Annotated in this window: 28 protein-coding genes; 15 read left to right on the top strand and 13 right to left on the bottom strand. The window is 41.6% G+C overall.

The window, feature by feature from the left end; all coding sequences use genetic code 11:
- The first annotated feature begins 233 nt into the window (after positions 1–233).
- The 8 genes from KTV93_RS06370 (at position 234) to KTV93_RS06335 (ending at position 7,888) form a co-directional block, all read left to right on the top strand.
- On the top strand, positions 234–2,354 hold the full coding sequence (locus tag KTV93_RS06370) for an elongation factor G (protein ID WP_218248129.1): 2,121 nt from the start codon (positions 234–236) through the stop codon (positions 2,352–2,354).
- A gap of 148 nt (positions 2,355–2,502) precedes the next feature.
- Positions 2,503–2,937, top strand: coding sequence for an RrF2 family transcriptional regulator (locus tag KTV93_RS06365; RefSeq protein WP_218248128.1), 435 nt, complete (start codon positions 2,503–2,505; stop codon positions 2,935–2,937).
- A 71-nt stretch (positions 2,938–3,008) separates the two neighbouring features.
- Positions 3,009–4,367 carry a DUF2249 domain-containing protein gene (locus KTV93_RS06360; protein WP_218250458.1) on the top strand — a complete coding sequence of 453 codons (1,359 nt, stop codon included), beginning with the start codon at positions 3,009–3,011 and terminating at the stop codon, positions 4,365–4,367.
- 12 nt (positions 4,368–4,379) lie between these two features.
- On the top strand, positions 4,380–4,877 hold the full coding sequence (locus KTV93_RS06355) for a hemerythrin domain-containing protein (RefSeq protein WP_218250457.1): 498 nt from the start codon (positions 4,380–4,382) through the stop codon (positions 4,875–4,877).
- Entirely contained in the window at positions 4,874–5,704 is an 831-nt protein-coding gene (locus KTV93_RS06350; RefSeq protein ID WP_218250456.1) for a DUF2249 domain-containing protein, read from the top strand. The genes KTV93_RS06355 and KTV93_RS06350 overlap by 4 nt, the downstream gene beginning before the upstream one ends.
- Positions 5,704–6,975 (top strand): hypothetical protein, encoded by a 1,272-nt coding sequence (locus KTV93_RS06345; protein WP_218250455.1) that lies wholly within the window; start codon positions 5,704–5,706, stop codon positions 6,973–6,975. The genes KTV93_RS06350 and KTV93_RS06345 overlap by 1 nt, the downstream gene beginning before the upstream one ends.
- Positions 6,972–7,301 carry a metal-sulfur cluster assembly factor gene (locus KTV93_RS06340; protein ID WP_218250454.1) on the top strand — a complete coding sequence of 110 codons (330 nt, stop codon included), beginning with the start codon at positions 6,972–6,974 and terminating at the stop codon, positions 7,299–7,301. The genes KTV93_RS06345 and KTV93_RS06340 overlap by 4 nt, the downstream gene beginning before the upstream one ends.
- Before the next feature lie 98 nt (positions 7,302–7,399).
- Entirely contained in the window at positions 7,400–7,888 is a 489-nt protein-coding gene (locus KTV93_RS06335; protein WP_031503114.1) for a hypothetical protein, read from the top strand.
- 309 nt (positions 7,889–8,197) lie between these two features.
- Here KTV93_RS06335 and KTV93_RS06330 read toward each other — a convergent pair whose 3' ends face one another.
- The 4 genes from KTV93_RS06330 to KTV93_RS06315 form a co-directional block, all read right to left on the bottom strand.
- Entirely contained in the window at positions 8,198–8,734 is a 537-nt protein-coding gene (locus KTV93_RS06330; protein ID WP_218250453.1) for a hypothetical protein, read from the bottom strand.
- 52 nt (positions 8,735–8,786) lie between these two features.
- Positions 8,787–10,163, bottom strand: coding sequence for a tryptophanase TnaA (gene tnaA, locus KTV93_RS06325; protein WP_218250452.1), 1,377 nt, complete (start codon positions 10,161–10,163; stop codon positions 8,787–8,789).
- Between the two features lie 80 nt (positions 10,164–10,243).
- A complete protein-coding gene (locus KTV93_RS06320; protein WP_218250451.1) occupies positions 10,244–10,864 on the bottom strand; it encodes a DUF502 domain-containing protein in 621 nt (206 codons plus the stop codon).
- A gap of 62 nt (positions 10,865–10,926) precedes the next feature.
- A complete protein-coding gene (locus KTV93_RS06315; RefSeq protein WP_218250450.1) occupies positions 10,927–11,508 on the bottom strand; it encodes a MiaE family protein in 582 nt (193 codons plus the stop codon).
- Positions 11,509–11,663: 155 nt separating this feature from the next.
- Between KTV93_RS06315 and KTV93_RS06310 the strand changes: the two genes are divergently transcribed.
- Entirely contained in the window at positions 11,664–11,912 is a 249-nt protein-coding gene (locus tag KTV93_RS06310) for a hypothetical protein (protein WP_218250449.1), read from the top strand.
- 39 nt (positions 11,913–11,951) lie between these two features.
- Here the strand turns inward: KTV93_RS06310 and KTV93_RS06305 are convergent, their stop codons facing one another.
- Entirely contained in the window at positions 11,952–13,043 is a 1,092-nt protein-coding gene (locus KTV93_RS06305; RefSeq protein WP_218250448.1) for an acyltransferase family protein, read from the bottom strand.
- Between the two features lie 200 nt (positions 13,044–13,243).
- Here KTV93_RS06305 and rplU point away from each other — a divergent pair, with 200 nt between their 5' ends.
- The 4 genes from rplU (at position 13,244) to KTV93_RS06285 (ending at position 15,930) form a co-directional block, all read left to right on the top strand.
- Positions 13,244–13,669, top strand: a complete 426-nt coding sequence (gene rplU / locus KTV93_RS06300; RefSeq protein ID WP_088359220.1) for a 50S ribosomal protein L21 — start codon at positions 13,244–13,246, stop codon at positions 13,667–13,669.
- A 26-nt stretch (positions 13,670–13,695) separates the two neighbouring features.
- Entirely contained in the window at positions 13,696–13,953 is a 258-nt protein-coding gene (rpmA, locus tag KTV93_RS06295; RefSeq protein ID WP_218250447.1) for a 50S ribosomal protein L27, read from the top strand.
- An 83-nt stretch (positions 13,954–14,036) separates the two neighbouring features.
- Positions 14,037–14,972, top strand: a complete 936-nt coding sequence (locus KTV93_RS06290; protein ID WP_218250446.1) for a hypothetical protein — start codon at positions 14,037–14,039, stop codon at positions 14,970–14,972.
- A gap of 112 nt (positions 14,973–15,084) precedes the next feature.
- Positions 15,085–15,930: a UDP-2,3-diacylglucosamine diphosphatase gene (locus KTV93_RS06285; RefSeq protein ID WP_218250445.1), complete on the top strand. Its 846-nt coding sequence runs from the start codon at positions 15,085–15,087 to the stop codon at positions 15,928–15,930.
- Between the two features lies 1 nt (position 15,931).
- On the opposite strand, the gene thiL is transcribed toward KTV93_RS06285, so the two are convergent.
- Together thiL and KTV93_RS06275 are read right to left on the bottom strand one after the other, a co-directional pair.
- Positions 15,932–16,984, bottom strand: a complete 1,053-nt coding sequence (gene thiL / locus KTV93_RS06280) for a thiamine-phosphate kinase (protein ID WP_218250444.1) — start codon at positions 16,982–16,984, stop codon at positions 15,932–15,934.
- Between the two features lie 30 nt (positions 16,985–17,014).
- Complete coding sequence (locus KTV93_RS06275) at positions 17,015–17,545, bottom strand: acyl-CoA thioesterase (RefSeq protein ID WP_218250506.1); 531 nt, start codon at positions 17,543–17,545, stop codon at positions 17,015–17,017.
- A 251-nt stretch (positions 17,546–17,796) separates the two neighbouring features.
- Here KTV93_RS06275 and KTV93_RS06270 point away from each other — a divergent pair, with 251 nt between their 5' ends.
- A complete protein-coding gene (locus KTV93_RS06270) occupies positions 17,797–19,005 on the top strand; it encodes a BaiN/RdsA family NAD(P)/FAD-dependent oxidoreductase (RefSeq protein ID WP_218250443.1) in 1,209 nt (402 codons plus the stop codon).
- 66 nt (positions 19,006–19,071) lie between these two features.
- Entirely contained in the window at positions 19,072–19,395 is a 324-nt protein-coding gene (locus KTV93_RS06265) for a bacteriophage spanin2 family protein (protein ID WP_218250442.1), read from the top strand.
- Between the two features lie 51 nt (positions 19,396–19,446).
- Here the strand turns inward: KTV93_RS06265 and KTV93_RS06260 are convergent, their stop codons facing one another.
- The 6 genes from KTV93_RS06260 to ftsH all read right to left on the bottom strand — a co-directional run bounded on the left by KTV93_RS06260 (position 19,447) and on the right by ftsH (position 26,527).
- Positions 19,447–21,576, bottom strand: a complete 2,130-nt coding sequence (locus KTV93_RS06260) for a cation:proton antiporter (protein WP_218250441.1) — start codon at positions 21,574–21,576, stop codon at positions 19,447–19,449.
- 3 nt (positions 21,577–21,579) lie between these two features.
- The gene (locus tag KTV93_RS06255; RefSeq protein WP_218250440.1) at positions 21,580–22,143 is read right to left on the bottom strand and encodes a hypothetical protein; all 564 of its coding nucleotides are present in this window, start codon (positions 22,141–22,143) and stop codon (positions 21,580–21,582) included.
- An 89-nt stretch (positions 22,144–22,232) separates the two neighbouring features.
- Positions 22,233–22,886: a phosphatidylserine decarboxylase family protein gene (locus KTV93_RS06250; protein WP_218250439.1), complete on the bottom strand. Its 654-nt coding sequence runs from the start codon at positions 22,884–22,886 to the stop codon at positions 22,233–22,235.
- A gap of 6 nt (positions 22,887–22,892) precedes the next feature.
- Complete coding sequence (locus tag KTV93_RS06245; protein ID WP_218250438.1) at positions 22,893–23,768, bottom strand: phosphatidate cytidylyltransferase; 876 nt, start codon at positions 23,766–23,768, stop codon at positions 22,893–22,895.
- A 57-nt stretch (positions 23,769–23,825) separates the two neighbouring features.
- Positions 23,826–24,407, bottom strand: a complete 582-nt coding sequence (locus KTV93_RS06240; protein WP_218250437.1) for an LUD domain-containing protein — start codon at positions 24,405–24,407, stop codon at positions 23,826–23,828.
- Between the two features lie 113 nt (positions 24,408–24,520).
- Positions 24,521–26,527 (bottom strand): ATP-dependent zinc metalloprotease FtsH, encoded by a 2,007-nt coding sequence (gene ftsH / locus KTV93_RS06235; RefSeq protein ID WP_425256095.1) that lies wholly within the window; start codon positions 26,525–26,527, stop codon positions 24,521–24,523.
- Positions 26,528–26,537 lie beyond the last annotated feature (10 nt).

The raw sequence follows: 26,537 nt of genomic DNA, 5'->3' as shown, positions 1-26,537 counted from the left end.
AGTCGGACCGTACCAAAGTGTAGTCAAAGCAATATCAGACCCACTGCATCGGTTAGAATAAGCCATATGAAATTATAGTAAAAGGAATCGCCGCCTTTACTGCCAAATATCATCTGTTCATTTCAAGAAAAACAGAAAACCAATATAAATCTTTTGTAACTTTAACTACCTAAAAATCAAATGCAGGTCATTTCCTTTTTAGCATTCCCATAGAATAATTAAAACTATATATTATGAGTGCTAATACCAAAGATTTACGAAATGTGGTTTTACTCGGTCATTCCGACAGTGGCAAAACCACGCTTATAGAAACCATGCTTTACGAAGGCGGAGCGATTAAGCGCCGTGGATCAGTCGAAGGACAGAACACGGTGAGCGACCATACAGACCTCGAGCACGAAAAAGGGAAAACCATTTTCTCACACCAAATGTTCGTAAACTGGAAAAACAACAAAATAAACATCATCGATACCCCAGGATTTGACGATTTCGTTGGCGAGGTCGTTTCTTCATTAAAGGTAGCTGATACCGCAGTTATCGTCCTTAATGCTGCAAATGGTGTGGAAGTAGGTACGGAATTGGTTTGGGAATATGTTGAAAAATACCAGACTCCTGCAATCTTCGTTATCAACCAGCTCGATCATCCAAAAGCGGATTTCGAGAAAACCCTGGAACAGGCCAAAGAACGTTTTGGTTCGAAGTTGGTTCCCATCCAGTATCCGTATAATTCAGGAGCCAATTTCAATGCGATCATTGATGCTTTAAGAATGGTGATGTACGAATTTCCAGCTAACGGTGGAAAACCTGAGAAAAAATCAATCCCTGAAAGCGAAATGGCAAGAGCCAATGAAATGCACAACGCATTGGTTGAAATCGCTGCGGAAAATGAGGAAGGCTTGATGGAAAAATACTTTGAAGAAGGCAACCTTTCTGAAGAAGAACTCGCCAAAGGAATTACCATCGCATTGGCAAAACAGCAGTTCTTCCCGGTATTTGTCACCAGCGGACTGAAAGATATGGGCAGCGGCCGTTTGATGGGCTTCATCGATGACATTGCTCCCTCACCAGCCGAAAGACCAGCAAGAAAACTGGAAAACGGAGGTGAAATCACTTACGACCCTAATGACAAAACCACGATTTTTATCTATAAAACACTTTCTGAGCCTCAGGTCGGAATGGTTTCCTACTTTAAAGTCCTCAGCGGAAAACTGAAAGCCGGTGATGAACTCGTAAATGCCAATAACGGCGAAACTGAAAGGATTTCCCAACTCTTTGTTGCAGAAGGAAAAGAAAGAATTCCTGTCAATGAGCTGGTCGCAGGTGATCTGGGCGTTACCGTAAAACTGAAATATGGTCATTCCAACAACACTTTGAATACAAAAGGTTTAGACCGAAAAGTGCGTCCGATGGAATTTCCTGAAAGCCGCATCAGAAAAGCAGTTTCTACAGATTCCACCGCGGATATGGAGAAACTTGTTACCGCTTTGCACAAAATTGAAGAAGAAGATCCTACCTTGAAAGTAGAACAGTCTGCAGAACTGAAACAGACGATTCTTCACGGTCAGGGACAGCTGCATCTTGATTTGGTGAAACAGCGGCTTCAGAAGGAATTCGGTGTGAACATGAATTTCGATAACCCTAAAATCCCTTACCGCGAAACCATCACAGGGAACGCTGATGCCGATTACCGTCACAAAAAACAGTCCGGTGGATCCGGTCAGTTCGGCGAAATCCACATGCGGGTTGAAAATTTCTATGACGACATGCCGGAACCAACTGGATATAACATCCGCCAGAAAGAGATTGAAGATTTGCCATGGGGCGGAAAACTTGCGTTCTACTGGTGCATCGTGGGTGGTGCTATCGATAACCGTTACATTGGCGCTATTAAGAAAGGTATTATGCAACAGATGAAAGAAGGTCCGTTGACCGGCTCCCACTGCCAGAATATCCGTGTAATTGTTTACGACGGCAAGATGCACAGCGTGGATTCCAATGATATTTCCTTCCAGTTGGCGGCTTCGGGCGCGTTCCGTGAAGGATTCCACAATGCGAAGCCACAGTTGCTGGAACCTATATATTCAGTGGAGATTCTATGTCCGGACGAAGATACCGGCGACGTAATGGGCGATTTACAAACCCGCCGTGCCATGATCTCCGGAATGGATTCCGAAGGACATTACCAGAAAATCCTAGCGGAGGTTCCTTTGGCTGAACTGCACGATTACGGCTCTACGCTGCGCTCTATCACAGGTGGAAAAGCGAAATTCACGATGAAATTCTCAGCATACCAGCTCGTACCTTCCAACGTACAGCAGGAACTGGTGAAACAGCATACGGCAGAACTCGTATAAAAAGTGTTATAATTCAATGAAAACCCAATCAGATTTACTGGTTGGGTTTTTTCTATGTTAAAACTCATAAAATAAATTGCTCAACTTAATTAAGACTAATTTGTCCTGATTAAAAATAATACATAACTTTGCCGGAGAAATACACAGTATGCTTTCAAAAACATGTGAATATGCATTAAGAGCAATGATCTACATCGCCCAACAATCCAGAGACGGAAACATGGTGAATATCAAAGAAATTGCTGACAATATTAATTCACCACAGCTTTTTATCGCTAAAATTCTTCAGAATCTCAGCAGGAAGGGTTTTCTCCAAAGTTCAAAAGGCAGGTACGGCGGATTCTGCATTTCCGATAAGGAGGCAGAATTTTCACTGGCAGATATTGTGGAAGCCATTGATGGCGATAAAATGTTTCATGGCTGCGGGCTGGGGCTTGAATTCTGCTCAGAAACAAATCCCTGTCCCATTCATAACCAGTACAAAGAGGCCCGGGACAAGCTTTATTCAATTTATGGCGAAGTGACTTTAAGTACTTTCCGGAACGGAAATGCCGCCGATATCCTTCAGCTGAAAAGAATGTAAAAAAAATTTTAAACAATAATCAGACAAATCAGTCTTAATTAAAAACAAATCTTAAACCTAATTTAAATAACATGGCAACACTCCAGACACTGAACGTAACCCTTTTAGAACCCAGATTGAAACACCCTACTGTTTTCCGATATTTCGATGCGTTGGCTGCCGGTGAAAATTTCATCATTGAAAACGACCACGATCCTAAGCCTTTGTATTATGAATTGCTTGCCGAACGTGGAAACATTTTTACCTGGGAATATCTGGAAAAAGGTCCGGAATGGTTCGTTGTTCAGATCGCAAAAAATCCTGCAGAAGAAACTAGGCATATAGAAACATTAGACGTTACCCAACTTGAGCCGCGCATGAAACACCCTACTGTTTTCAAATATTTCGACGCGCTGTCTGCCGGTGAAGCTTTCATTATTGAAAACGACCATGATCCGAAACCGCTGTATTACGAACTGCTTGCTGAACGTGGAAATATTTTTACCTGGGAATATACGGAGCAGGGACCGGAATGGTTTAAAGTAAAGATCTCCAAAAATCCTGTTGAAAAAGAAATGGAAACATTAGATGTAACACAGCTCGAGCCGCGCATGAAACATCCGACTGTTTTCAAATATTTCGACGCGCTGTTGGCTGGTGAAGCTTTCGTTATTGAAAACGACCATGATCCGAAACCGCTGTATTACGAACTGCTTGCTGAACGCGGCAATATTTTTACCTGGGAATATCTGGAACAGGGACCTGAATGGTTTAAAGTAAAAATCGCCAAAAACCCGGATGAAAAAACTCCGCAAAACGGCTCGATTCCTGAAAAAGACCTGAAGAAAGCAGCATATTTAAAAGAAAAAGGCGTGACTTTCGGCTGCAGCGATTCCGGAACCAAATTCCCGGACAATAAAGATTACGACGAATGGGAACTTGGCATGCTCGCAGATTATATCGTTCAGACGCACCACCGCTATATAAAAGACAATGCGGAAAGCCTGAACGGGCTGGCCATCAAAGTTGCCGAACATCACGGTGAGAATCATCCGGAACTTCACCGCGTGGCGACAAGTACGCATCATTTCCTGCAGGATCTGCTCAATCATATCACGAATGAAGAAGAAGTGCTTTTCCCTGTGATCCGACAGTTACTGATTAAAAAAGACATTCCGACAGAAGAATTAAGTTACGACGCCGGAACCCTGGATCACCCGATCCGCATCCTTTTAAAAGAACATGAAATCGCTGGCGAAGACCTTAATTTCCTGAGAAGAATCACGAATAATTTCGCACCGCCGAAAAACGCGTGCAACTCTTTTACTTATCTTTATGAAAAACTGAAAGAGTTCGAAAACGATCTTTATATCCATTTGCGCATCGAAAACGACTACCTATTCCCAAGAGCCTTAAATCTGGATGAAGAGATTGCCGCGACTCATTCATAAAAAAATCCAACAATGGAAAAAAAACCGATCAAACGCAACGAAAATCTGGTTCCCGTTTCCCGCGAACATCACGCCACGCTGCTTTTCTGCTGGAAACTGCGCACCGGTGTAAAAGGAGAAACAGAACCCGAAAGAATGATCCGTTACACCAACTGGTTCTGGCTGCATCATTTGCAGAGCCATTTTGCAACGGAGGAGAAACTGCTTTTCATCGATACAGAAGATGAAATGGTGAAGAAAGGTTTGGCCGATCATCAGAGGATTTTGGCAAAAATCAATGAGATTAATTTAAGGTCAACTGCTAAAACCTATCCGCTTTTGCTTGATCTTGCCACGCTGATTGATGACCACACAAGATACGAGGAGCGGCAACTTTTCCCTTACCTTGAAGAAAAATTTTCAGATCAGGAACTTGGGAAGATCGGTGAAGTTCTTCATGGTGAAGACCACGACGCTGTGGAAGATTATGATGATGAATTCTGGGCAAAGGAAAAAAAGAACCACCTATGAAAACAATTTCAGTAAATACAAAAATCTCGGAGCTTATCAAGGAAAACCCAGGCAGTGTTGATGCCATTGCTTCCATTGCAAAACCGCTGGAGAAACTGAAGAATCCTATTCTCCGAAAAATCATGGCGTCACGCGTTACCATTGCTGAAGCTTCAAAAATGACCGGAACTAAAGTGGATGATTTCAAACGCGTGCTGTCGCCGCTGGGATTTATTTTTGAAGGCGAAGAATCTGCAAAGGAAGAGTTATCGGAAACTCCCAAACCTTCGTGGCTGAAAGATGCTCCAAAAGAAATCATTGATTTTTACGATGTGCGCCCGATTATCGACGACGGTGCCGATCCGCTGAAAGAAATCCTTCACCGTTTCAAAGAAGTGAAACCGGGGGAGATTCTCTGCGTGATCAACGGTTTTGTGCCTATACCTTTAATCCATCTTCTGAAACAGGAAAAAGCCGAAGATACGTTTGTGGAAACCATCAGCGACAAAGAATTCCATACCTATTTCCTTAAGAAAAAGAAAGATGCTGAGGTTGCCCCACTGGCCGGAAATAAATTACAGATAAATGGCAGTGACGAATTCAGTGAAATCCTTGCCAAATTCAGTGATGATCAGCTTCGCCGGATTGATGTCCGCGAACTTGAAATGCCCGGCCCGATGCAGGCTATTTTGGGCGAGCTCGAAATTCTCCCTGAAGGCAACGCGCTGTTTATCGATCACAAAAGAGTTCCGGTTTATCTTCTGGAAGAACTGGCAGACAAGGATTTCGAAGTTCATATCAATAACGTGGCAGAAGGCGATGTAAAAATGTTGATTTTCAAAAAGTAATGGCACATATCCACATTGGCCGGGCGCCCGGAAACAAAGCAGTACTGCCGTTTTATGCAACGGGAGCCGTTGCGTTTCTGGTCCTTTGTATCGTGATGCTTTGCACGCCCCAGTCTTTTACCCAGCACTATTTCAATCCGCATTTGCTCACCATTGTGCATATTGCTGCGCTGGGTTGGGGAACCATGATTATCTTCGGGGCCGCGCACCAGCTTTTACCCGTGATCTGCGAGCGGGACCTCTATAGCGAGAACATGGCAGCGGCGAGTTGGTACACCTTAACCCTTGGAATCATCTTGCTTACCTGGAAATTCTGGAACCTGGATACCGGTTGTGTGATGATTGCCGGCGGATCGCTGATTGTATTTTCCGTGTTGCTTTTCGTGATTAATGTTTTGAAGACGACAAGAATTTTCAGGAAATTCACCACCCAGAAACTCTTTCTCATCAGTTCTTCGCTGTGGCTGCTTTTTACGGTTTCGGTCGGGCTGTTACTCGCGATAAACCTAGGTCTCACGTCGCCCATATTTCGGGTAAGCCATCTGGAAATTCTGAAGCTTCATGCGCACATGGGTATCGCGGGCTGGTTTCTGCAGCTCATCGCCGGTGTAAGCACAAAGCTGGTTCCCATGTTTCTGCTGGGGAAATCGGAGAAGGAACATCTGCTTAAAAAAGCCTTTATCTTTCAGAACCTTGGGCTCATCTTATTCCTGGTTGACGGTTTTTTCTTTGAGGTAACGGCGCGCGTGATGATTTACGCTGCGCTGGTTTTAACAGGAATTGTGTTCTGGCTGCTTTTTCTTTTTGATGTTTTCAGAAACCGTTTGAGAAAAAGAATCGAACTGCTCATGAAGCACACCTTTCTTTCTTTTCTGAGTTTAATGCTGGCCATGCTGCTGATTCCGGTGGTGTATTATTCCGAAGGTTACCGGTGGACGATGGTGTACGGCACCCTTATTTTCCTGGGCTGGATCACGAATATCATCCTCGGCAAAACCTTCAAAACGCTGCCCTTCATCATCTGGAACACCCATTATAAAGATCTTACAGGGAAGGCAAAAATTCCTTTACCGAAAGACCTTTTCAACGCGAAACTCACCATCTGGCAGTTCAGGCTTTTCATTGCCGCGTTCCTGGTTTTTGCGCTGGGGTTGGCGCTTCAGCAGTTAACAGTGATCAGAATCGGACTTGTTTTATGGCTCGCCGTAGCGGTGATCTACTGTCTGAATGTTTTTAAATTAATCTTTCACCAATCAAAAAAATCAGCATGATATTCAACGAAAACGATAAAACCTACGATATGCAGCGCCGTGCCGAAATGGCGCTTTACGAAGTGATAGACCCCGAACTGATGGTCAACATCATCGATCTGGGCCTGGTCTACGAAATTAATTTCCCCGAAGAAAACAAAGTGCAGGTCGTGATGACGCTTACTTCCCAGTTCTGCCCCATGGGTGATGCCATAAAAACCGGTGTACAGAACGCGTTGGAAACAGAATTCCCCGGCATCGAAGTAGAAATTGAACTCACCTTCAGCCCCGCCTGGAATTACGACTGTGTGTCGCAGGAGGGAATGATGCAGCTGCAGAACAGGTAATTTGCGGATTAGGAAGAGAATAAAAAGGGTTTTTTAACGGTGGTTGAAAAGCCCTTTTTCTATTACTTTAGTTGCACTAACCATAAAAACACAATGTTATGCCCATCAACAACCTGAACAATGCGCACCTTACTGAAGCGCAGATGAACGAAATTAAAACCGCGCTTACTACGCTGGAAACTGCACTCGCACCTCTTACTGCAACCCTCACCCCGGATGAACGCAGCACTTACGGCAGTGTGAACGAGCAGAACAAACTCCTCATCAACAAGGTGTGGGATTACCGCCAGAACAGCGCCCACCTTTCGCAGCCTGATCTCGACTGGGCCGAATTTGAGAACGATCTGAAGAGCCGGCAGTTTATTGAAAACATCGGGCACCGCGTAGCTGCACTTGATGAAAGGCTGAAGAACTCGAAAATTCTGCACGATTATGATAGCTACCAGGCAGCCCTCGATGACTATGCCTACACGAGTTACAAGGCCGGCTCCAATGCCGCGGGCTACGAAACCAAGATGAACGAGCTGAAGCAGTTTTTTCCGCGAAGCGGCAAACGTCCCGCGCCTGCTCCTGAAGGAGAAGAGTAACTGATTTTCACTAAATCAGAGACAGCCTGTGGCTTCCGCAGGCTGTTTTCTTTTGATTTACAGAAGTGTTTCGGTTGTTTTGAGAACCGTTTCGGTCAAAAGGCTAAAATTTTAGGTTCTCTGGCTAAACGATTAGGTTCCGGACCTAAAGTTTTGCGTTGCTGAGTTAAAAATTTGGCTTGGGGATATAATGGTTTGGGTAAAGGACCGAAAGATTGGGTAAAATGACGTAATGGAGTGGGTTGGGGTGAGGAATTTAGGTTTTAGGAGTGTAAAGTGGGGCGGGTTTGGGTAAAGGGTTGGTCCGCCTCAGTCTAGTGGGTAATGTATAATCTGAAGTTGGTTAATTCTATTTATAATAGCTTGCCGCACAGGCTCTCTTAAGCTTAAATTTTTCTCCATTTTAGGGTATTCATATATATACCTTACTTTCACAAATAAATCTGATAGTTGTTCTAAACTTTCTTCAAAAGAGATTTGAGAGTAATTGTTTTCACCAAAAAAACTACAATTATCAATTAAGTATTGTTGTGTAGAATTTTCAAAAGATTCCTTGATAGAAGTTTTTGATTCACTTCCTAATTTCTCATAGAGTTTAGGAATTTCATGTCCACATGTTGGTTTGCCATTTTCATGTAAAAAAATTGCTTTTAAGTAAAGCTCCAAAGAAAATCCGAATAGTGCAAGTGATGGTTCTATGTAACCATCTGTGCTTTGCCTCTGAATTGAGACAGGATTAGTACTGTTTTGTAATTTGGTCATTTCTATTGTTTTTTGTTCTAACAGTAAACTTGCTTCTTCAAACTTTCTTGCTTGTGTAATAATATTTTTCGCAGTGTAACCCATAATGTAAAGTAACAAAAAATCCGTTCAGCAATGCCGAACGGATTTTGTTGTTTTAAGCTTGTTCCAGTTTCACCGTGAAGTGGCGCAGGATTTCGGATTCCCAGGTAATGTTGTACCCTTTCTCTATTTCTTCGCGTCTGTCGTAAACGTTTTTAATGGCGGCAGCGATATAATCCATGTGATTGTTCGTGTAAGTTCTTCTCGGGATGGCGAGCCTCACGAGTTCGAGTTTCGGGTAGCGGTTTTCCCTTGTCTGCGGATCGCGGTCTGCCAGAAGCGTCCCGATCTCTACGGTGCGGATGCCGGCTTCTTTGTAAATTTCGTTTGCCAAAGTCTGTGCAGGATATTCTTCCCTCGGGATATTCGGCAAAAACTTCAGGGAATCTACGAACACGGCATGTCCGCCAATGGGTTTCTGCACGGGAATTCCGAACTCGATAAGTTTGTTTCCGAGATATTCCACCTGGGAAATACGGCTTTCGAGATATTCGAATTCTGTAGCTTCATTCAAACCGACCGCCAGCGCGGCCATGTCCCGGCCCGCCATTCCGCCGTAGGTGATGAAACCTTCGTAAATAATGGTCATGTTGGAAGCGGCCCTGAAAATATCTTCGTCATTCAGAGCGATAAATCCACCGATGTTTACAAGACCGTCTTTCTTCGAACTCATCGTCATCCCAACGCCGTAGGAGAAGACTTCTTTTGCAATGTCTTTGATGCTGCGGTTTTCCTGGCCGGCTTCTCTTTTTTTGATGAAGTAAGCGTTCTCTGCAAACCTCGCGGAATCGAAATAAATCGGGATTCCGTAACGGTCGGAAAGTTCTTTCACGGCCTTCATGTTTTCCAGTGAAACGGGTTGTCCGCCGGAAGAGTTACACGTAATCGTAATGAGGCAGAACGGAATTTTTTCTTTCGGATAGCTTTTATAAACTTCCTCGAGTTTTATGAGGTCGATATTTCCTTTGAAAGGGTGAAGGTTTTCGATATCGAATGCTTCATCCACGGTACAGTCGATGGCATGGGCTTTCCGGATTTCGATATGTCCTTTCGTTGTATCAAAGTGGGAGTTACCGGGAACCACATCGCCTTCTTTCACCAAAACGGAAAACAGAACGTTTTCCGCGGCGCGTCCCTGGTGTGTAGGTAAAAGATATTTATAACCTGTAATTTTTTCTACTGTGTTATGTAGCAGTTCGAAACTTTTCGATCCTGCGTAACTTTCGTCTCCGGTCATGAGGGCGCCCCACTGCCGGTCGCTCATCGCGCCGGTTCCGGAATCGGTTAACAGATCGATAAAAACCTGCGAGGATTTTAAGTTGAATAGATTATAGTTGGCGTCTTTCAGCCACTGTTCTCTTTCTTCAGGCGTGGATTGGCGGATTTCTTCCACCATTTTAATACGGTATGGTTCTGCGTAAGGAAGTTTCATTAAAGTTCAAGTTTAAGGTTGAGGTTGAGCGGAGAAGATATCTTGAGATTAAAAGCTTAATCTGTAACTTAACCTCAAACTCATTCCGGTGCCTTAAAGATATTGTCATCCGAATGGAAGCCGGCAACGCCGCCACTGACTGCGAATTTCATCGCCTGTGCAGCGCTCACATTTTCGAGGAGTACAATATTTTCTGCCAGCACGAAAACCACCCAACCCGAAACCGCGTAGGAATGCGGCAGATAAACCGAAACATAATCGGGAAAACCTACCGAGGAAAGATCTTTCTGCGTAAGGAAACCAATGCGCCATACTTCGGGATCGTCTGTAGTCTTGATGAGAACCGGCTGGTTGAATTTCTTTTTATCGCCCACGAAAGAAGTCATAACATCTTTCAGCGAAGTATAAATGAATTTAATGCCGGGCGTATGTTCTAAGAGATAGTCGAAACTGTCGACCACTACACGCCCGATAATGAATTTGTTGCCTAAATATCCGATTAATGCCGTTCCTAAAATCACGATGAGAAAAGTGATGCCGGGATACAGTTTCTCTGAAAGTGCAGGGATGATATTATCGATACTCGAAACAATATACCAAATGATCCAGATCGTAACTGCAAAAGGCCCGATAATCAGCAAGCCCTGGAAGAATGATTTCGCAAGGGTGTTCAGAATCTGTTCAAGGCGGTTACGGTCCATTGGGTTGAATTAATTGTCGGCGGTAAAAATACTAAAATTCTGAGGACGGCCATTAAAAAATGCTATCCGTGAATCGTTTCTTTTTTACCGTAGGATTTGATGATTTCTGCTTCATAATCCAGCCATTCTTCCCACCGTTTATTTACCGTTTCGGGGTCGCCGAGCTGCCTCGCAAAACCAATAAAAGTGGTGTAATGATTCGCTTCGGAGATCATGAGTTCCTTATAAAAAACTTTCAGCTCCTCGTCTTTAATGTTTTCGGTAAGGACTTTGAATCGCTCGCAGCTTCTGGCTTCAATCATCGCTGCGAAAAGCATACGGTCTATAATTCTTTCGTACCTCGTTCCGCCGTGGCGGATGAATTTAATGAGTTCACCAACATAATCGTCTTTCCTTTCGCGTCCGAATTCGAAACCGCGTTTTTTGATGATTTCGTGAACCATCTGAAAATGTTCGAGTTCTTCCTTTGCGATATTTAAAAGTTCAGTAATGATTTCGGGATATTCCGGAAGCATCGTGATAAGCGTGATGGCGTTGGTTGTCGCTTTCTGCTCGCACCATGCGTGATCGGTAAGGATTTCCTCCAGATTTCCTTCTGCAATATTCGCCCAGCGTGGATCGGTAAGAAGTTTCAGTTTAAACATGCTAAAAAGTTTCGGTAAAAATACTCAATATTTTCCTCAGTTAAAACCTGTGAAATCTTTAACATAACAGAGTGATTTTTAAATTTAGCGAAAAAGAATGGCAAATTATGGCACAAATCTTGAACACAGAAATGATAACATTAAAAATTTAAATTATGAATACGCAATTATTAACCAGCAAATTAGAAAAATTCGGAATTCTTGTTCTTACGTTTTTCTTCAGTGTAATGGCATTTGCTCAGGATGCAACCAAATCTCCGGATCTGAATGTTGATGTAACAACAACCAAAACCACGAGCACTACAGAAGAGTGGTTCACAAATCCGATTTATTGGGTAATTGGTGCATTATTGTTAATTATTATCATTGCAGTTGTTGCAAGAGGTAACAGAACTACAGATTAATTATTATACTTCAGGTATAGTATTTGTGGCCGCTTCAGTTTATGCTGAAGCGGTTTTTTTGCGGAGAAATTCCAAAATCTTCCAGCCGGCAGCGTCGAGTTTTTTAAGTACTTCAGCAATGAGTACGGCCAAAACAATATTGATGAGGTAAATAAGAATCATTAAAATCCACCACGGCATCGCATCCTGCAGAGGAACGACAAGAAAGTAAACCAGCGAAGAACTCATACCCTGCGCAAAATAAAAGAAAATCGCATTTTTCCCGATATAGGTGATGAAGCTCTCTTTGGTGATTTTCAGTCGGTTATAAAGAACGAAAAGCGTAACTAATGAAAAGCATGACCAGAAGATATAAAGCAGTTTCGGCGGGAATTTGGCCTTATTCATTTTCAGGAAAATATCTTTCCCGTAATTCCAGAACAGGATGATCAGAATGATCGCCAGTATTCCGTATAAAACCGGAATCCATTTTGTGGGAATCTTTTTTCCCTTTAACTGATGCGCTGCAAGGAATAATCCTAAGTAAAATGCAACGTAACCAACCTGCCCTGTCGGATAATAGTGGGGTAACAGATTGAAAAGTAAGGTTAAACCAAAGCACACACCGATAAACCAGTTGATGTGTTTCGGGAAGAATCTTAAGATGAGAACCCCGAAAACCGTGAGAATAAAATATACTTTCAGGTACCAGAAACTTCCCATCACCACAGGGAATGTATCTGCATTGGTATATTGATGAAGATACCAGTTCCCGAGATTCTGCCATTGCGGAACATCAGAAATATTCTGCGGAACATACTTCGCCCCGAAAGTGGAGTAGAAGTCTTTCATCAATTCCAGACCGAAAACATTCAGGCCGAAGACCTTGAAAAGGTAGTCGAGAAAGAAAAGAAAGGTTACAAAAATCATGAAGGTGATCTGCAGTTTCAGAAGCCTGTAAAGGGTTTTCTCTACATTTCCGCCCGAGGTTAATCCGCTTAAGGCGTAAAATAAAGGCACATCAATCAAAAGGGACAGAACCCGCATTTCAGTAGGAACATAAAACTGTCCGGACCAGAAAACGGTATGGATAAAAATAATGGCTAATGTGGCAAAACCTTTGGCAAAATCAATGTATAAATCTCTTTTCATGGTATAAGGAAAAATCAAATTTAATTTAAAAATACACGAAATCGTCTTCGGGGTATTTATTTTTTTATTCTTTTGCGGCTATAAATGTAATTTTCAGGTTTTTAAGTAGAAAAATATTCAAAAAATATTGCATCATTGTGGATAAATCAGAAATATTTCTTACTTTTGCACCTCGAATTAACTAACAAAATTTATAAACAATGTTTGCAATTGTAGAAATAGCAGGGCTTCAATACAAAGTTGAGCAAGACCAGAAGTTGTTTGTGAACCGTTTAAAAGGAGATAAAGGAGGAAAAGTTTCTTTCGATAAAGTTCTTCTTACTGTAAACGGTACTACAACAATCGGCGCCCCGGCTGTAAGCGGTATCACTGTTGATGCTGAAATCTTAGATCACGTGAAAGCGGATAAAGTAATCATCTTCAAAAAGAAAAGAAGAAAAGGTTATGAAAAGAAAAACGGTCACAGACAATCTTTAACTCAAATCGTTATTACAGGAATCACTGGTTTCGATAACGGTAAAAAAGAGAAAAAAGCTGAGCCAAAAGCAAAAAAAGAAGCAGTAGCAACTGAAGAGAAGCCTGCTAAAAAAACAACCAAAAAAGCAGACAGCGAAACTGCTGAGTAATTTTAACCCAAAAACCTTAAAATAAAATGGCACACAAAAAAGGAGTTGGTAGTTCCAAAAACGGTAGAGAATCGCATTCCAAAAGATTGGGTGTAAAGATTTTCGGAGGTCAGGACGCTATTGCCGGTAACATCATCGTGAGACAGAGAGGTACTACACACCACCCGGGTGAAAACGTGGGAATGGGTAAAGACCACACGCTTCACGCATTAGTTGACGGAAAAGTAGTTTTCAGAAAGAAAGCAAACAACAGATCTTTCGTATCTATTGAACCAAACGCATAATTAGTTGCGTTGATAATATCAAAACCTGACTGTATTCCCAGTCAGGTTTTTTTTATATTTTTATGGCCCAAAATAAAAAATCTATGAATTTGAGATCTACCGTTTTTGCTTTACTGCTTTCTTTGCTTGTTTTTATGGGATGTTCCAGGGATGAAGGTGAATCTTCACCATCAAACAACTGCGGAAAAGTGACCAATGTAAACTTTCAGACTTATGCGGGCAGTGTCGTATTGAATTTTGCAGGAGGAAACGGGACTAATTCTTATAAAGTTGAGTACGGTCCTAGCGGTTTCTCACAGGGCACAGGAAAATCGGTAACCACTTCAAATACAACTTTAGAAATTACAGATTTAAGTTCTTCAACCACTTACGATTTCTACATCACCGGAATCTGCAGCAGTTCAGAAAGTAGTGCGCCGTACAAATTATCCAGCGTTACAACACAGCTGAGCCAATGTAACGGAACGACAACCGCTCAGTTCTATCAGTATGATCCTATTCAAACGATTATACAGATTGCGTACACCGGCGGAAGTTTTTCGTATCACGAGGTTGAGTTCGGACCAGCGGGTTTCACCTTAGGAACCGGCACCAGAATTAAGGGCGGAAACAGCGAAAGCAATCTCTATTTTAATAATTTAGACCTTAATAAAACATATGATTTCTATGTAAGAACGACTTGCCTTATAGGGGATTCCAATATTTTTAAGAAATTTACTTACACCGCGACTCCGACCTGTCCTAAACCTTTCAATTTAAACAGTTATGTGATTTCGGGAAGCTGTAATGTAGGTTTGGGCGCCACAAGAGGTTTTTCCTGGAGTTCCTACGGTTCCCCGCAGAGCTATACCATCTCCATTGTTCAGGGAGTTACCGATCCGCCGGGAGGGCAAACCTTTACCACTTCAAATACATCCATCGCGATCAGCAATATGTATTGTAACTGGAAAGCTTTTTATGTTAAGGCCAATTGCTCCAATGGTACAGGTGGCGAATGGGCAGGACCATTTGTTTTCTAATAAGATATCGTTGCCATAATGTTTTTTCAACTTGAAAAGAAGTTTTTTTGCTCAACCTTAAACTTCCATTCACTGTTATTTAACATTCAATTGCTAACTTTGAGAAATACTCATGGAAAAAAGAGAAGTAGAAATCGTAGTCCTTTCGGACATCCATTTGGCAACTTATGGCTGTCACGCTACCGAATTGGTTGCCTACCTGAAATCGGTCAATCCGAAACTCCTGATCCTGAACGGCGACATCATCGATGGCTGGGCATTCTCAAAGAAATATTTCCCGAACTCTCACATGGCGGTATTAAGTGAGTTTTTCCGGATGATGAAAAGTGAGACCCAAATAATTTACATTACAGGAAACCACGATGAGTTTCTGAGAAAATATTCGGATTTAACCATGGGAAACCTCTTTCTTACGGATAAGTACCTGGTGGAAATTAACGGTCAGAAGCACTGGTTTTTTCACGGCGATATTTTCGATCATACCACAAAAGGCGGTGCAAAATTTATCGCTAAAATTGGCGGAATCGGTTACGACTGGCTTATTCTGGTGAACCGGGCCATTAATTTCATGCTTGAAAGTATAGGACAGAAAAAAGTTTCGCTCTCAAAAAGAATAAAAAACTCCGTAAAAAATGCCGTGAAATTTATCGGTAATTTTGAGGAAAAGGCTATTGCACTGGCCATCGAAAACAAATACGATTACGTGATCTGCGGCCACATTCACCAGCCCGCAGACCGTATCGTTACCAAATCAGATGGCAGCGTCCGTTACCTGAATTCCGGCGACTGGATCGAAAATTTATCTTATCTGGAATACAGCAACGGCGGGTGGAATCTCCTTTTTTTCGATGAAACAAAATTTGAAAAACCCGAAATTGAAACCAACGACATTTCTGTGAATGTCGAAGAGCTCATCCATCCTAATGTTTTTGCAGCCTTTGTAGGAAAGAAGGTTTGATTTATTTTTTCAGGAATGCATCCCAACCCTGGGCATTCAGCGCAATAAGTTCGTTACTTCCTCTTGCTACCAGATAATTCCCCTGGTCGGCTTCCACCGCATGACCTACAATACTGAAATCCGGATGATTTCTGATCTTTTCGAAATCTTCAGGTGCAATTGTGAATAGCAGTTCGTAATCTTCCCCACCGTTCATCGCACACATTGCAGGGTTTAAATTCAGTTCGTCTGCTGTAGAAATCGTAAGCGAATCCAGCGGAATTTTTTCTTCATACAAACGGAAACCAACCTTGCTTTGGTCTGAAAGATGCAGAATTTCCGAAGACAAACCATCGGAAACATCAATCATAGAAGTTGGTTTTACGCCCAGTTCATCCAAAATTTTCTTCACATCGGTTCTTGCTTCGGGTTTCAGCTGTTTCTCCAGAATATAATCGTAGCCTTCCATTTCCGGCTGCATATTCGGGTTCGCAAGAAATACGGAATGTTCTCTTTCCAGGATTTGCAAACCAAGATACGCGCCGCCTAAATCTCCCGTTACCACCAGCAGATCATTAGGTTTTGCGCCGCTTCTTTTCACGATATTTTCGGAGTTCTCAATACCGATAGCAGTAATGCTCATCACCAAACCAGAGGTAGAACTCGTAGTATCGCCGCCAACCAGATCAACTTTGTAGCGTTTACAGGCTAAAGCAATGCCTGCATAAATTTCTTCCAGCGCTTCTACGGGAAAGCGGTTAGAAATTGCGAGTGACACCAGAATTTGGGTAGGAACAGCGTTCATCGCTGCAATATCGCTCAGATTAACTACAACGGCTTTATAACCCAAATGTTTCAACGGAACATACCCCAGATTAAAGTGTACGCCTTCAGCCAGAACATCGGTCGTAACCACCACTTTCTGATTTCCCGGATTGATTACCGCAGCATCGTCGCCGATCGAAACTTCAGTAGATTCGTTTTCGAAACTAAAATTTTCGGTCAGGTGTTTGATGAGACCAAACTCACCGTAAGCGGAGATCGGAGTCAGTTGCGGAGCTTTATCTTCGAGCATAATTATATCGTTTGTCGCTAATTGATTCGGTTAGTTTTCTTCTTTATCTTTTTTCCAGGTAAAAGTTCCTCTCTTATGAAAAGCTTCCACATTTTCAGGCTTGAAAGGCAGATCTCTAAGGTCTTCTCTGGTAAGAATTTTTGTGTTTTCCGTACTGAACTCCTTCATAACTTCCTCAATTTCTTCAGGAGGAGTGGTGGTTTTTCTCAGCATCATGTCGATCCAGATTCCTGTTGCTTCAGATGTTGCGCAGTGCGTTCCATCAGGAAGATAAAATTTATGGATGAACTGATAAATACTTGCGTCCTCCGACATTCCGGCGATTTCCAGACTTACGTAAACCGTTTGATCTGCAAAAATTTCTTTGAAGAACGAATATCTTTCGTGTAGGATCACTGGCCCGATTCCCCATCGGCTGAGTTCCTTCAGGCCCATTTTATGGGTATTCATAAAAGCCATTCTCGTTTGCGCACAATACTGAACGTAAGACGAGTTGGCAAGATGTTTATTGGCATCAATATCGCTCCAGCGAACTTCGAATTTGTAATGGTATACCGACATTTTTTCTAGATTTATTTTGGGCAATCCCCTCGCCCCGCTTTGTCCCTTCCTCGGGTCGGGCTTTACATTCCAATCTTTTTCCGGCGCTGCCAAAAAAAGGATTTTCATTGCAATCCCTATTGCGGTTCTGGATTTATTACCCCCTTTATTGCAGCCACAAAATTAAGCATTAATCATGGGGTGGAAAAATTGTATTTTTGCATCACCGCGAATATCATTCCAAGAAAAATGATTCAGGACGTTATAAAAAGATGAGCAAAAAGAAAATTATCATTATCGGAGGCGGAGCAGCAGGATTTTTCTGTGCCGCAAATCTCGATGAAGCCAAGTATAGTGTTACCATTTTAGAGCAGAATTCGGATGTACTGCAGAAGGTGAAAATCTCCGGTGGCGGTAGATGCAATGTTTCGCACGCCTGTTTCGATCCGAAAGAACTCGTTAGCTTTTATCCGCGTGGCAACAAAGAACTGCTCAGCGTTTTTCATAAGTTTCAGCCTGGAGATACCATGGATTGGTTCGATAAAAGAAATGTTGCCCTGAAAATTGAAGGCGACAACCGAATCTTTCCGGAAAGCAATTCGTCGCAAACGATTATTGATACTTTAGTTAATGAAGTGGCTAATAAGAGGTTTGAAGTAAAAACCCAGTCTGTAGTTCTGGATATTAAGCAACAGGACGCAAAGTATGTGGTTAGCACAAATACTGCTGAGTATGTTGCAGATTACGTTATTTACACCACCGGAAGTTCGCCTAAATCGCTGAAACTGATAAAGAACCTCGGGCATAATATTGTGGAACCGGTTCCATCGCTTTTTACCTTCAACATTAAAAATGATACTTTAAAGGATTTAATGGGCACAAGTTTTCCCCACGCAGAAGTATCGATTCCGAGCCTGAAAATGGAGGAATCCGGGCCGATGCTGATTACGCATTGGGGATTGTCCGGACCTGCAATCCTGAAAATTTCTGCATGGAAAGCCCGGGAACTTGCGGCACAGCAATACAGATTCAATATTGTCGTTAACTTTTTAGGAACCGATAGGGTTGATGCAGAAGAAACTTTTAAAAGTTTCAGAAATGATAACCCTAAAAAGACGGTTGGCGCCTCCAAAATTTTTGATATTACAACTCGGTTTTGGCATCGCATTTTGTGGCTTTCAAAGGTTGATTTGGATAAAAACATCTCTAATATTACCACAAAAGAACTTCAGAAGATTACTGAAAATCTCTGCGAAAACCAAATGACTGTTACAGGAAAATCTACTTATAAGGACGAATTTGTGACGGCAGGCGGTGTAGAATTAAAGGAGATCGATTTCAAAAATATGTCGTCTAAAATCCTCACTAACTTTTACCTTTCGGGCGAAGTTCTTAATATTGATGCAGTTACCGGCGGATTTAATTTTCAGGCGTGCTGGAGCGCAGCGTGGCTGATGGCCCAAGATTTGAATTCCAAATGATATAACGGCCCCGAAATGATTCAGTAAAGATTTATTTTATTAATTTTGGGACAATAATTTTAAAAAATGAAGAAATACTTTTCAATACTCACTCTATTAATCATCCTTATCTTAACATCTTGCCAGACAAGAGTCGTGAGCGTACAGAAACCAATGCAGAAAAATTCTCTTGAATTGTACCAGAAATATACCGTGCAGACCAATGATGGAAAAATGACGAAAATGGAGGTTCTGAAGCAGGATGAAACCACTATTTACGGAAAAACAAAAACGGGAGAAGATATAGCGATTGCGAAATCAGACGTACGTGAAGTAAAAAAAGTGGATATTTTCTCGTCAATTATTTTGGGATTGGCAGCAGTAGCCGCTGTAGTTTTCATACCGATTTAAAAATATAGAATTCAGATAAAAAAAAAGACTCAGATATACCTGAGTCTTTTTTTATTTAAATATTCTACCGACGATGTTTCCTATTTCTACAAAATCATCGGCATTGGCTATATCGCGCGTTTGCTTTTCGAACTCTGTTTCGTTTTTGCGGGACGGGAAAATCAAGAGATAGTTGCGGTATCTGAAATGATCATTGAGATATTTCGGAACCTGCTGCATTTGTGGCAGGAATGACACCATTTCGCGGTTGGCCATAAACAGGATAAGCGCATCGTTTTCCTTCATCTTTTCGAAAATCTTACGCATCTCATTCCAATCATTGAAGATGATAAACGACGCATCGATATTAACTTTCTTCCTTATTTTTTCAATGACTTTTATGGTTTTCTCATTTCCGTAAAATTCAATTTTCGAGCCTGAATTTCTAGCAATATTCCATACTTTCAGCAAAGAATGGAAGAATCCGGCTTCTAAATGAGCATTCTCCGGCAGGATTACAAAATACTTCTGTATCGTGCTGACAGGTTGCGAGGCGTGATAAACCAACAGATTTACCGAAAAATTATTGAGGTAGCCACTATAAAGGTTATAGACGAAACTTGGCGAGAAGCCTTTGTCAGGATCTATTCCAATCATCAGGTCAGTTATCTGGTATACCTTGATTTCGTTACTTACCCCTTTAATGATATCGGCATCATATCTCGTAAGTGGCGTAATTTTCACGTCTGCTGCTGCACCGATATGCTGTGCCTGATTCAAAAGCTTTTCTGCATTTTTTCTGGAAGATTCGTTTTTTTCTTCGTTAATAATGTTTAATGCGTAAATGTTTTCTTTATTGCTTTTGGATTTCAGTAAGAGCGCAAGATTGGTCATCGGTTCCACGGTAACCGGATGGTTTACCGCCAGTAAAATATTTTCTTCTTCAGGATTGTTATCAGTAATCGGATTTTCATTCTCCGATTTTACAAGTTTCTGCGCATTCTTCTGAGTGACAAAAGATGAAACGGTACAGGATACCAAAATCAGTAGAATACTGCCGTTCAAAACACTCTCATCGAGAAGACGGATGGGTTGGCCGGCTTCGGTTTCCCCAATGATGATATTATATCCAACCATCACGATTGCTAATGTTGCTGCGGCATGAGCTGCACTCAATCCAAAAATAATTCCGCCCTGTTCTTTCGTAAGTCTGAAGGTTTTCTGAGTGGCGACCGCAGCCAGATATTTGGCGATGACCGCAATTACCGTCATTAAAACTGCTACTTCTATAGTTTTGCTGTCTTTGAAAAAGATTTTAAAATCAATCAGCATCCCGACACTGATCAGGAAAAACGGGATAAAAATAGCGTTGCCGACAAATTCTACGCGGTTCATTAATGCAGAGGTATGAGGAATCAGCCTGTTGAGTGCCAGACCTGCGAAAAATGCACCGATAATCGCTTCCACACCGGCCAGTTCTGCCAGAAGTGCTGCCAGATAAATCATTACCAATACAAAAATATACTGCGAAATATGATCATTTACTTTCTTGAAGAACCACCTCCCAACGATGGGGAAACCGAATAACACCACTGCACTGAACAATACCATAGAAACTGAAAGCTTGGTCCAGAAAGCTGCATTTACTTCGCCTTGTGTAATTCCCACACAAACCGCGAGTACCAGTAGCGCAAGAATATCAGTAATCATTGTTCCGCCTACCGTAATATTGACCGGCAGCGTTTTAGAGATACCAAGCTTACTGACAATAGGATAGGAAATAAGGGTATGCGATGAAAATATACTGGCAAATACGATGGAAGTAAGCCAAGTGAAATTAAAAAGAAAGTGCGCACTCAGAATACCGATAACAAAAGGAATAGCGAAAGTGTATAGCCCGAAAGTGATGCTCTTCCATTTGTTTTTCTTGAATTCAGCGAGATCAATTTCGAGTCCGGCCAGAAACATTATGTAAAGAAGTCCGGTAGTTCCCGTAACTACGATGCTGCTGTCGCGTGAAAGCACGTTGAAACCATTGGGACCAATTATTGCACCGGCGATAATTAACCCGAGAAGATGCGGAACTTTTATTTTGTTCAGAAGAATTGGCGCGGATAAGATGATAATCAGGACAACCAGAAACTTCAGAACGGGGTCTTCGAGTGGTAAGGAGAGATTGGCAATACTTAGAACCGTAATCATAACTTATTTTTTTGCTTTTTCTAACTCGAGCGTAAATTTCGCGACACAGTTGTTATTTGCCGTAACCTTGCGGGTTCCTTTCAGATTATTTATTTGGAGTTTATTCCATATCAGGTTGATTTCTGTTTTTCTTGTCGCTGTAGAATCTTCATTCGAATTAAGGTTGAGTTCTGAGCCGCTGTAATTTCCGCTGTAGACTTTCAGGTTTCCGGATCGGTCAGTAACTTTTGCCAGTACTGTTTTGCCGTTTTCAGAAAATTCCCAGATATCATTTCTCTGGTCACCAATTGCGTGCTCAGCACAATTAGATTCGGTACAGATCATCTTGCCGTTCCATTTTCCCAATATATCGGCAGGCAGTGTATTGATGACGACAGAGTCAGTCTCTTTTATGATGCTGTCCCGCATTGCAAGAAGATTTTGGTATTCACTTTCTTTTGCTGCGAAATCCTTTTCTTTTGCAATAAGGCTGTTTTCTCTTTCTTGAAGTTGTTTTTCCTTTTCAGAATCCGAGCAGGAAGTTAACATTGAAATCAAGATAATACAGATAAGTGACAAAATCCTCATTGGTAAATATTTTTGGTGTTTTTAAAAATAACAAAAAAAGCCAAGACTGAAAAATCCCGGCTCCTGTATTTTATTTTAAGGCGAAGGTTTTACGCTTGCATTTTGGCGATCACATCAATTCCACCTTTGGTTTTATCACCAATTTTACAGGTGATTTCAGTGTCCAGCGGCAAAAATACATCCATTCGGGAACCGAACTTAATAAATCCGAACTCATGGCCCGCCTTTGCAGTATCACCTTCATTACAATAGAAAACAATTCTTCGGGCTACATAACCTGCAATCTGCCGGAAAACTACTTGATGGTGGGTAAGACTTTCGACAGCAACAGTTGTTCTTTCATTTTCGGTGGAAGACTTTTCGTGCCAGGCAACAAGATATTTCCCGGGATGGTATTTTTTATAAATTACTTTACCGGAAACCGGATATCTGCAGATGTGTACATTAAGCGGCGACATAAAGATGGAAACCTGAATGGCCTTTCCCTTGATGAATTCATCTTCTTCAACCTCTTTAATCATCACTACTTTTCCGTCAACCGGTGCAATTACATTTTCCTTGTGATCCTGAATGTCGCGGTTTGGAACTCTGAAAAACCAGAATACAAGGCCATAAATAACGAGAATAGGAACAATAATCAGCAGCGACCATTCCCGCAGGTAATAAACCGACAGAAATGCGGCCAATGCGAAAACGATGCTCGCAACAATAATAGTTCCTTTTGATTCTTTATGTAATTTCATGGGGGATTATATAAATTTTTCTAAAATAAAGTACAAATATACGACAGGTGCGCAGATAATAAAACTGTCTAGACGGTCTAAAATTCCGCCGTGTCCCGGAATCACATTTCCGGAATCTTTAACCCCGAAAGTTCTTTTCAGTTGGCTTTCTACTAAATCTCCAAACGGTGCAAATACCGAAACCAGAAATCCGACAACAATCCAATTCCCGCGGAGATCCGGGTGAAGCCTTTCAATGAAAAAAGCAACCACCAAAGTCAGCAGAACCCCGCCCGCAAAACCTTCCCAGGTTTTCTTTGGTGAAATTTTGGGCGCCATCTTATGTTTTCCGAAAAATTTCCCAGTGAAGAAGGCAAAACTGTCGCTGCTCCAGATGAGGGCAAACAGAAAGAAAACCTCTAAAGTAAAAGTTTCATTTACCGCAGAAAATTTCGGTAATCCCAATGCGAAACCGAATGGAAGTGCAGTATAAATAACAGTGAAGATCAACTTTCCGTTATCGTAATATAATTCTTTGGAAAATTTGAATAAAGTAATGACTGCAATAAGAATAAGCGAAAGCGCTAAGATTTCAGATAAATTGAAATCGTAATAAAATCCGTGCTGAAAATATCTTTTAGAAAACCTATAGAATACAAAAACTATAATCGGAAAAACAACCCACTTTTCCCAGCTTTTATGGTTGAATTTCATAATTTTCACACATTCCCAGGCGCCCAAAAAAAGGAAGAGGGTAATTAAACCATAATAAAGATTGTGCTGCTGAATGAGTCCCGGCGATATTTTATTGATAAGCTCTGCGCCCAGTGGTGTCGTACAGAGAATAACAATTAAGCCATAAAGCAAGCCCCCGAAAATACGTTGAACTAGATTTTTATCCAAGATTGAGTGATTATGAGTTAAGAAGACTAAACTTTGAAATTAAAAAACTCAAAGAAATTAATCTTCGAGCAAAAGTAAGAAAAGTTTTGTATTGTCCTTGTTCGGGGTGTCTAATTTTGAATTTCCGCCGCTGATCGAGGTTAGATTGCGAATATTGCCGTTGCGTTTTATCTTACCCATAGCATCGTTCAGATTAGTGACAATCTGTGATACATTCGCCATTACAATAATCTTCTGCGGAAGTCTGGAAGAATGATAATGCAGGATATTATTATGCGAGAGCATAATTCTGCCGTCGTAAGCAATTAAATATTCGCAGGTAATAAATGCACAGTCGTTGAAAAGTTCCAATTCTGTAGTGTAAGGAACCTTTACCACATCGAGAAAGTTTTTCAAATCATAATCCCAGCAAAATACTGATTTAATGTCTTCGATCTTGATGATGTGATTGAGTGTCTGCAGGGCTTCAGCCTCATCAGCACAATAATTAAAAAATCCGCCGGAGTGGGTAAAAAGCTGTGCAAACTTGTAATCGAGGTCAGCGTTTTTCAACTGATCTCCAAGTTTAATCAAATCCTGATTTTCATCGTCCTCAGGTTGATTTAGAATTTTTCCGACAATTTTTTTGAAAAGGCTCAATTTCTATTGGTTATGCAAATGTTAAAACAAAAATAGAAAATATTTGTTCAGGGAATAAATTTAATAAAAAAATCCTGATAATACACCTAAGAAGGCAATTATCAGGATTTTTTTTATAGTTGAGTATTAGATTCGGGTGCCTGAACAGTTTCAGGAGTTTCACTTTCTGTTGAATGGGTAGTTGAGACCGGGTGTTCGGTTAACTCTGGATCCCATGCTCGCTGACCGAAAACTTCCTCTAAATCTTCCCGGAAAATAACTTCTTTTTCAAGCAATTTAGCAGCCAATGCGTCCAATTTATCCCTGTTTTCGGTTAATATCGTTAAAGCCCGTTGATATTGCGTTTCAATAATTTTAGAGATTTCTTCATCAATCATTTTCGCAGTCTGCTCTGAATAAGGTTTACCGAAATTGTATTCAGACTGGCCTGAACTGTCGTAGTAGGAAATATTCCCAACTTTTTCGTTAAGACCATAAATGGTAACCATGGCCTGAGCCTGCTTAGTAACTCTCTCCAGGTCAGAAAGTGCGCCCGTGGAAATATTGCCGAAAACAGCCTGTTCCGCAGCTCTTCCTCCTAATGTAGCACAAAGTTCATCGTGCATCTGTTCAGTCGTAGTCAACTGTCTTTCTTCCGGAAGATACCATGCGGCTCCTAGAGATCTTCCTCTTGGGACAATGGTAACTTTAAGAAGTGGAGCGGCGTGTTCTACCAGCCATGAAATGGTCGCGTGACCCGCCTCATGGTAAGCAACTCTGCGTTTTTCTGAAGGTTTAATTGCTTTGTTTTTCTTTTCGAGTCCGCCGATGATTCTATCGATTGCATCTAGGAAATCCTGTTTGGTAACGGTTTCGTGATCATTTCTTGCTGCAATTAAGGCTGCTTCGTTACAAAGGTTCGCAATATCAGCACCGCTGAATCCAGGAGTCTGTTTTGCCAGGAAATCCCGGTCGATATTCGGCTCAAGTTTAATTTTTGCCAGGTGAACATCGAAGATTTCTCTACGTTCGTGAAGTTCGGGTAAGTCTACATAAATGGATCGGTCGAATCGGCCGGCTCTCATCAAAGCTTTATCAAGGATGTCAGCTCTGTTGGTCGCAGCCATAATGATTACGTTGGTGTCGGTACCAAAACCGTCCATTTCTGTAAGAAGCTGATTCAGTGTGTTTTCGCGTTCGTCGTTGCCGCCTGTGAAATTTCCTTTTCCTCTTGCTCTACCAATCGCATCAATTTCATCGATAAAAATAATTGCCGGAGATTTTGCTTTTGCCTGTGCGAATAAGTCACGAACTCTGGATGCACCAACTCCAACAAACATTTCCACAAAGTCTGATCCTGAGAGAGAGAAGAACGGAACTTTGGCTTCACCTGCGACAGCTTTTGCCAATAAGGTTTTACCGGTTCCCGGAGGGCCGACCAATAATACGCCTTTTGGAATTTTACCGCCTAACTTAGTGTATTTGTCTGAGTTCTTCAAAAAGTCTACAACTTCCTGAACTTCCTCTTTAGCACCTTCAAGACCTGCTACATCTTTAAATGAAACCTGAATTTTATCTTTTTCGTCAAAGAGCTTTGCTTTGGATTTTCCGATGGAAAAGATTTGGCCGCCTCCGCCGCCGCCGCCTCCGCCCATCATTTTGCGGAAGATTACGAAATAGAATAAGGCCATGATTCCAATCCAAAATAATGCTGTGAAAAGCAGTTCTGTCATTGGGTTTTTTCCGATTCCATAGTCTTTTTTAGTCGCCAGTGCAGGATTATCCTGTTTAATTTTATCGAATTTTTCGAGGAAGAGCTGTAAATCACCGAAACTTAAGCTGTAATCTGGCTGTGGAGCGAAGTCAAAAGCCGAAAACGGACTTTTTTCCTTCGACACCTGCTTGTTTGCCAATTCTGTTTTAGCAGCTTTCGTCAGGAAGACGTCTGCTTTTTCCGTGTCTTTATAAATTAAAACATTCTGAATTTTCCCCTGCTGTAATAACTGATAGAATCCCTCTTCATCCAAAGCGTTTGAATTGGAGTCGCTGTTCATATTCGTAAAGAAAATGAGCAGCACCGCAGTAATTACAATCGGAAAAAACCAGTTAAATCCTTTATTTTTATTCATATCTTTTTTCATAAAAATTTTG

Source organism: Kaistella faecalis (genome assembly GCF_019195395.1).
Taxonomy (GTDB): domain Bacteria; phylum Bacteroidota; class Bacteroidia; order Flavobacteriales; family Weeksellaceae; genus Kaistella; species Kaistella faecalis.
The sequence above is the reverse complement of the archived record's forward strand: the minus strand, read 5'-3'. Positions and strand labels throughout refer to the sequence as shown.

Excerpts from the sequence above, each read along its gene's own strand:
- KTV93_RS06270 (WP_218250443.1), top strand. The coding sequence starts at position 17,797 with ATGAGCAAAAAGAAAATTATCATTATCGGAGGCGGAGCAGCAGGATTT.
- KTV93_RS06335 (WP_031503114.1), top strand. The coding sequence starts at position 7,400 with ATGCCCATCAACAACCTGAACAATGCGCACCTTACTGAAGCGCAGATG.
- KTV93_RS06265 (WP_218250442.1), top strand. The coding sequence starts at position 19,072 with ATGAAGAAATACTTTTCAATACTCACTCTATTAATCATCCTTATCTTA.
- KTV93_RS06370 (WP_218248129.1), top strand. The coding sequence starts at position 234 with ATGAGTGCTAATACCAAAGATTTACGAAATGTGGTTTTACTCGGTCAT.
- thiL (WP_218250444.1), bottom strand. The coding sequence starts at position 16,984 with ATGCTCGAAGATAAAGCTCCGCAACTGACTCCGATCTCCGCTTACGGT.
- KTV93_RS06345 (WP_218250455.1), top strand. The coding sequence starts at position 5,704 with ATGGCACATATCCACATTGGCCGGGCGCCCGGAAACAAAGCAGTACTG.
- KTV93_RS06350 (WP_218250456.1), top strand. The coding sequence starts at position 4,874 with ATGAAAACAATTTCAGTAAATACAAAAATCTCGGAGCTTATCAAGGAA.
- KTV93_RS06290 (WP_218250446.1), top strand. The coding sequence starts at position 14,037 with ATGAATTTGAGATCTACCGTTTTTGCTTTACTGCTTTCTTTGCTTGTT.
- ftsH (WP_425256095.1), bottom strand. The coding sequence starts at position 26,527 with ATGAAAAAAGATATGAATAAAAATAAAGGATTTAACTGGTTTTTTCCG.
- KTV93_RS06310 (WP_218250449.1), top strand. The coding sequence starts at position 11,664 with ATGAATACGCAATTATTAACCAGCAAATTAGAAAAATTCGGAATTCTT.
- KTV93_RS06285 (WP_218250445.1), top strand. The coding sequence starts at position 15,085 with ATGGAAAAAAGAGAAGTAGAAATCGTAGTCCTTTCGGACATCCATTTG.
- KTV93_RS06250 (WP_218250439.1), bottom strand. The coding sequence starts at position 22,886 with ATGAAATTACATAAAGAATCAAAAGGAACTATTATTGTTGCGAGCATC.
- KTV93_RS06255 (WP_218250440.1), bottom strand. The coding sequence starts at position 22,143 with ATGAGGATTTTGTCACTTATCTGTATTATCTTGATTTCAATGTTAACT.
- KTV93_RS06355 (WP_218250457.1), top strand. The coding sequence starts at position 4,380 with ATGGAAAAAAAACCGATCAAACGCAACGAAAATCTGGTTCCCGTTTCC.
- KTV93_RS06305 (WP_218250448.1), bottom strand. The coding sequence starts at position 13,043 with ATGAAAAGAGATTTATACATTGATTTTGCCAAAGGTTTTGCCACATTA.
- KTV93_RS06360 (WP_218250458.1), top strand. The coding sequence starts at position 3,009 with ATGGCAACACTCCAGACACTGAACGTAACCCTTTTAGAACCCAGATTG.
- KTV93_RS06340 (WP_218250454.1), top strand. The coding sequence starts at position 6,972 with ATGATATTCAACGAAAACGATAAAACCTACGATATGCAGCGCCGTGCC.
- KTV93_RS06320 (WP_218250451.1), bottom strand. The coding sequence starts at position 10,864 with ATGGACCGTAACCGCCTTGAACAGATTCTGAACACCCTTGCGAAATCA.
- KTV93_RS06315 (WP_218250450.1), bottom strand. The coding sequence starts at position 11,508 with ATGTTTAAACTGAAACTTCTTACCGATCCACGCTGGGCGAATATTGCA.
- KTV93_RS06330 (WP_218250453.1), bottom strand. The coding sequence starts at position 8,734 with ATGGGTTACACTGCGAAAAATATTATTACACAAGCAAGAAAGTTTGAA.
- rpmA (WP_218250447.1), top strand. The coding sequence starts at position 13,696 with ATGGCACACAAAAAAGGAGTTGGTAGTTCCAAAAACGGTAGAGAATCG.
- KTV93_RS06275 (WP_218250506.1), bottom strand. The coding sequence starts at position 17,545 with ATGTCGGTATACCATTACAAATTCGAAGTTCGCTGGAGCGATATTGAT.
- KTV93_RS06365 (WP_218248128.1), top strand. The coding sequence starts at position 2,503 with ATGCTTTCAAAAACATGTGAATATGCATTAAGAGCAATGATCTACATC.
- KTV93_RS06260 (WP_218250441.1), bottom strand. The coding sequence starts at position 21,576 with ATGATTACGGTTCTAAGTATTGCCAATCTCTCCTTACCACTCGAAGAC.
- rplU (WP_088359220.1), top strand. The coding sequence starts at position 13,244 with ATGTTTGCAATTGTAGAAATAGCAGGGCTTCAATACAAAGTTGAGCAA.
- tnaA (WP_218250452.1), bottom strand. The coding sequence starts at position 10,163 with ATGAAACTTCCTTACGCAGAACCATACCGTATTAAAATGGTGGAAGAA.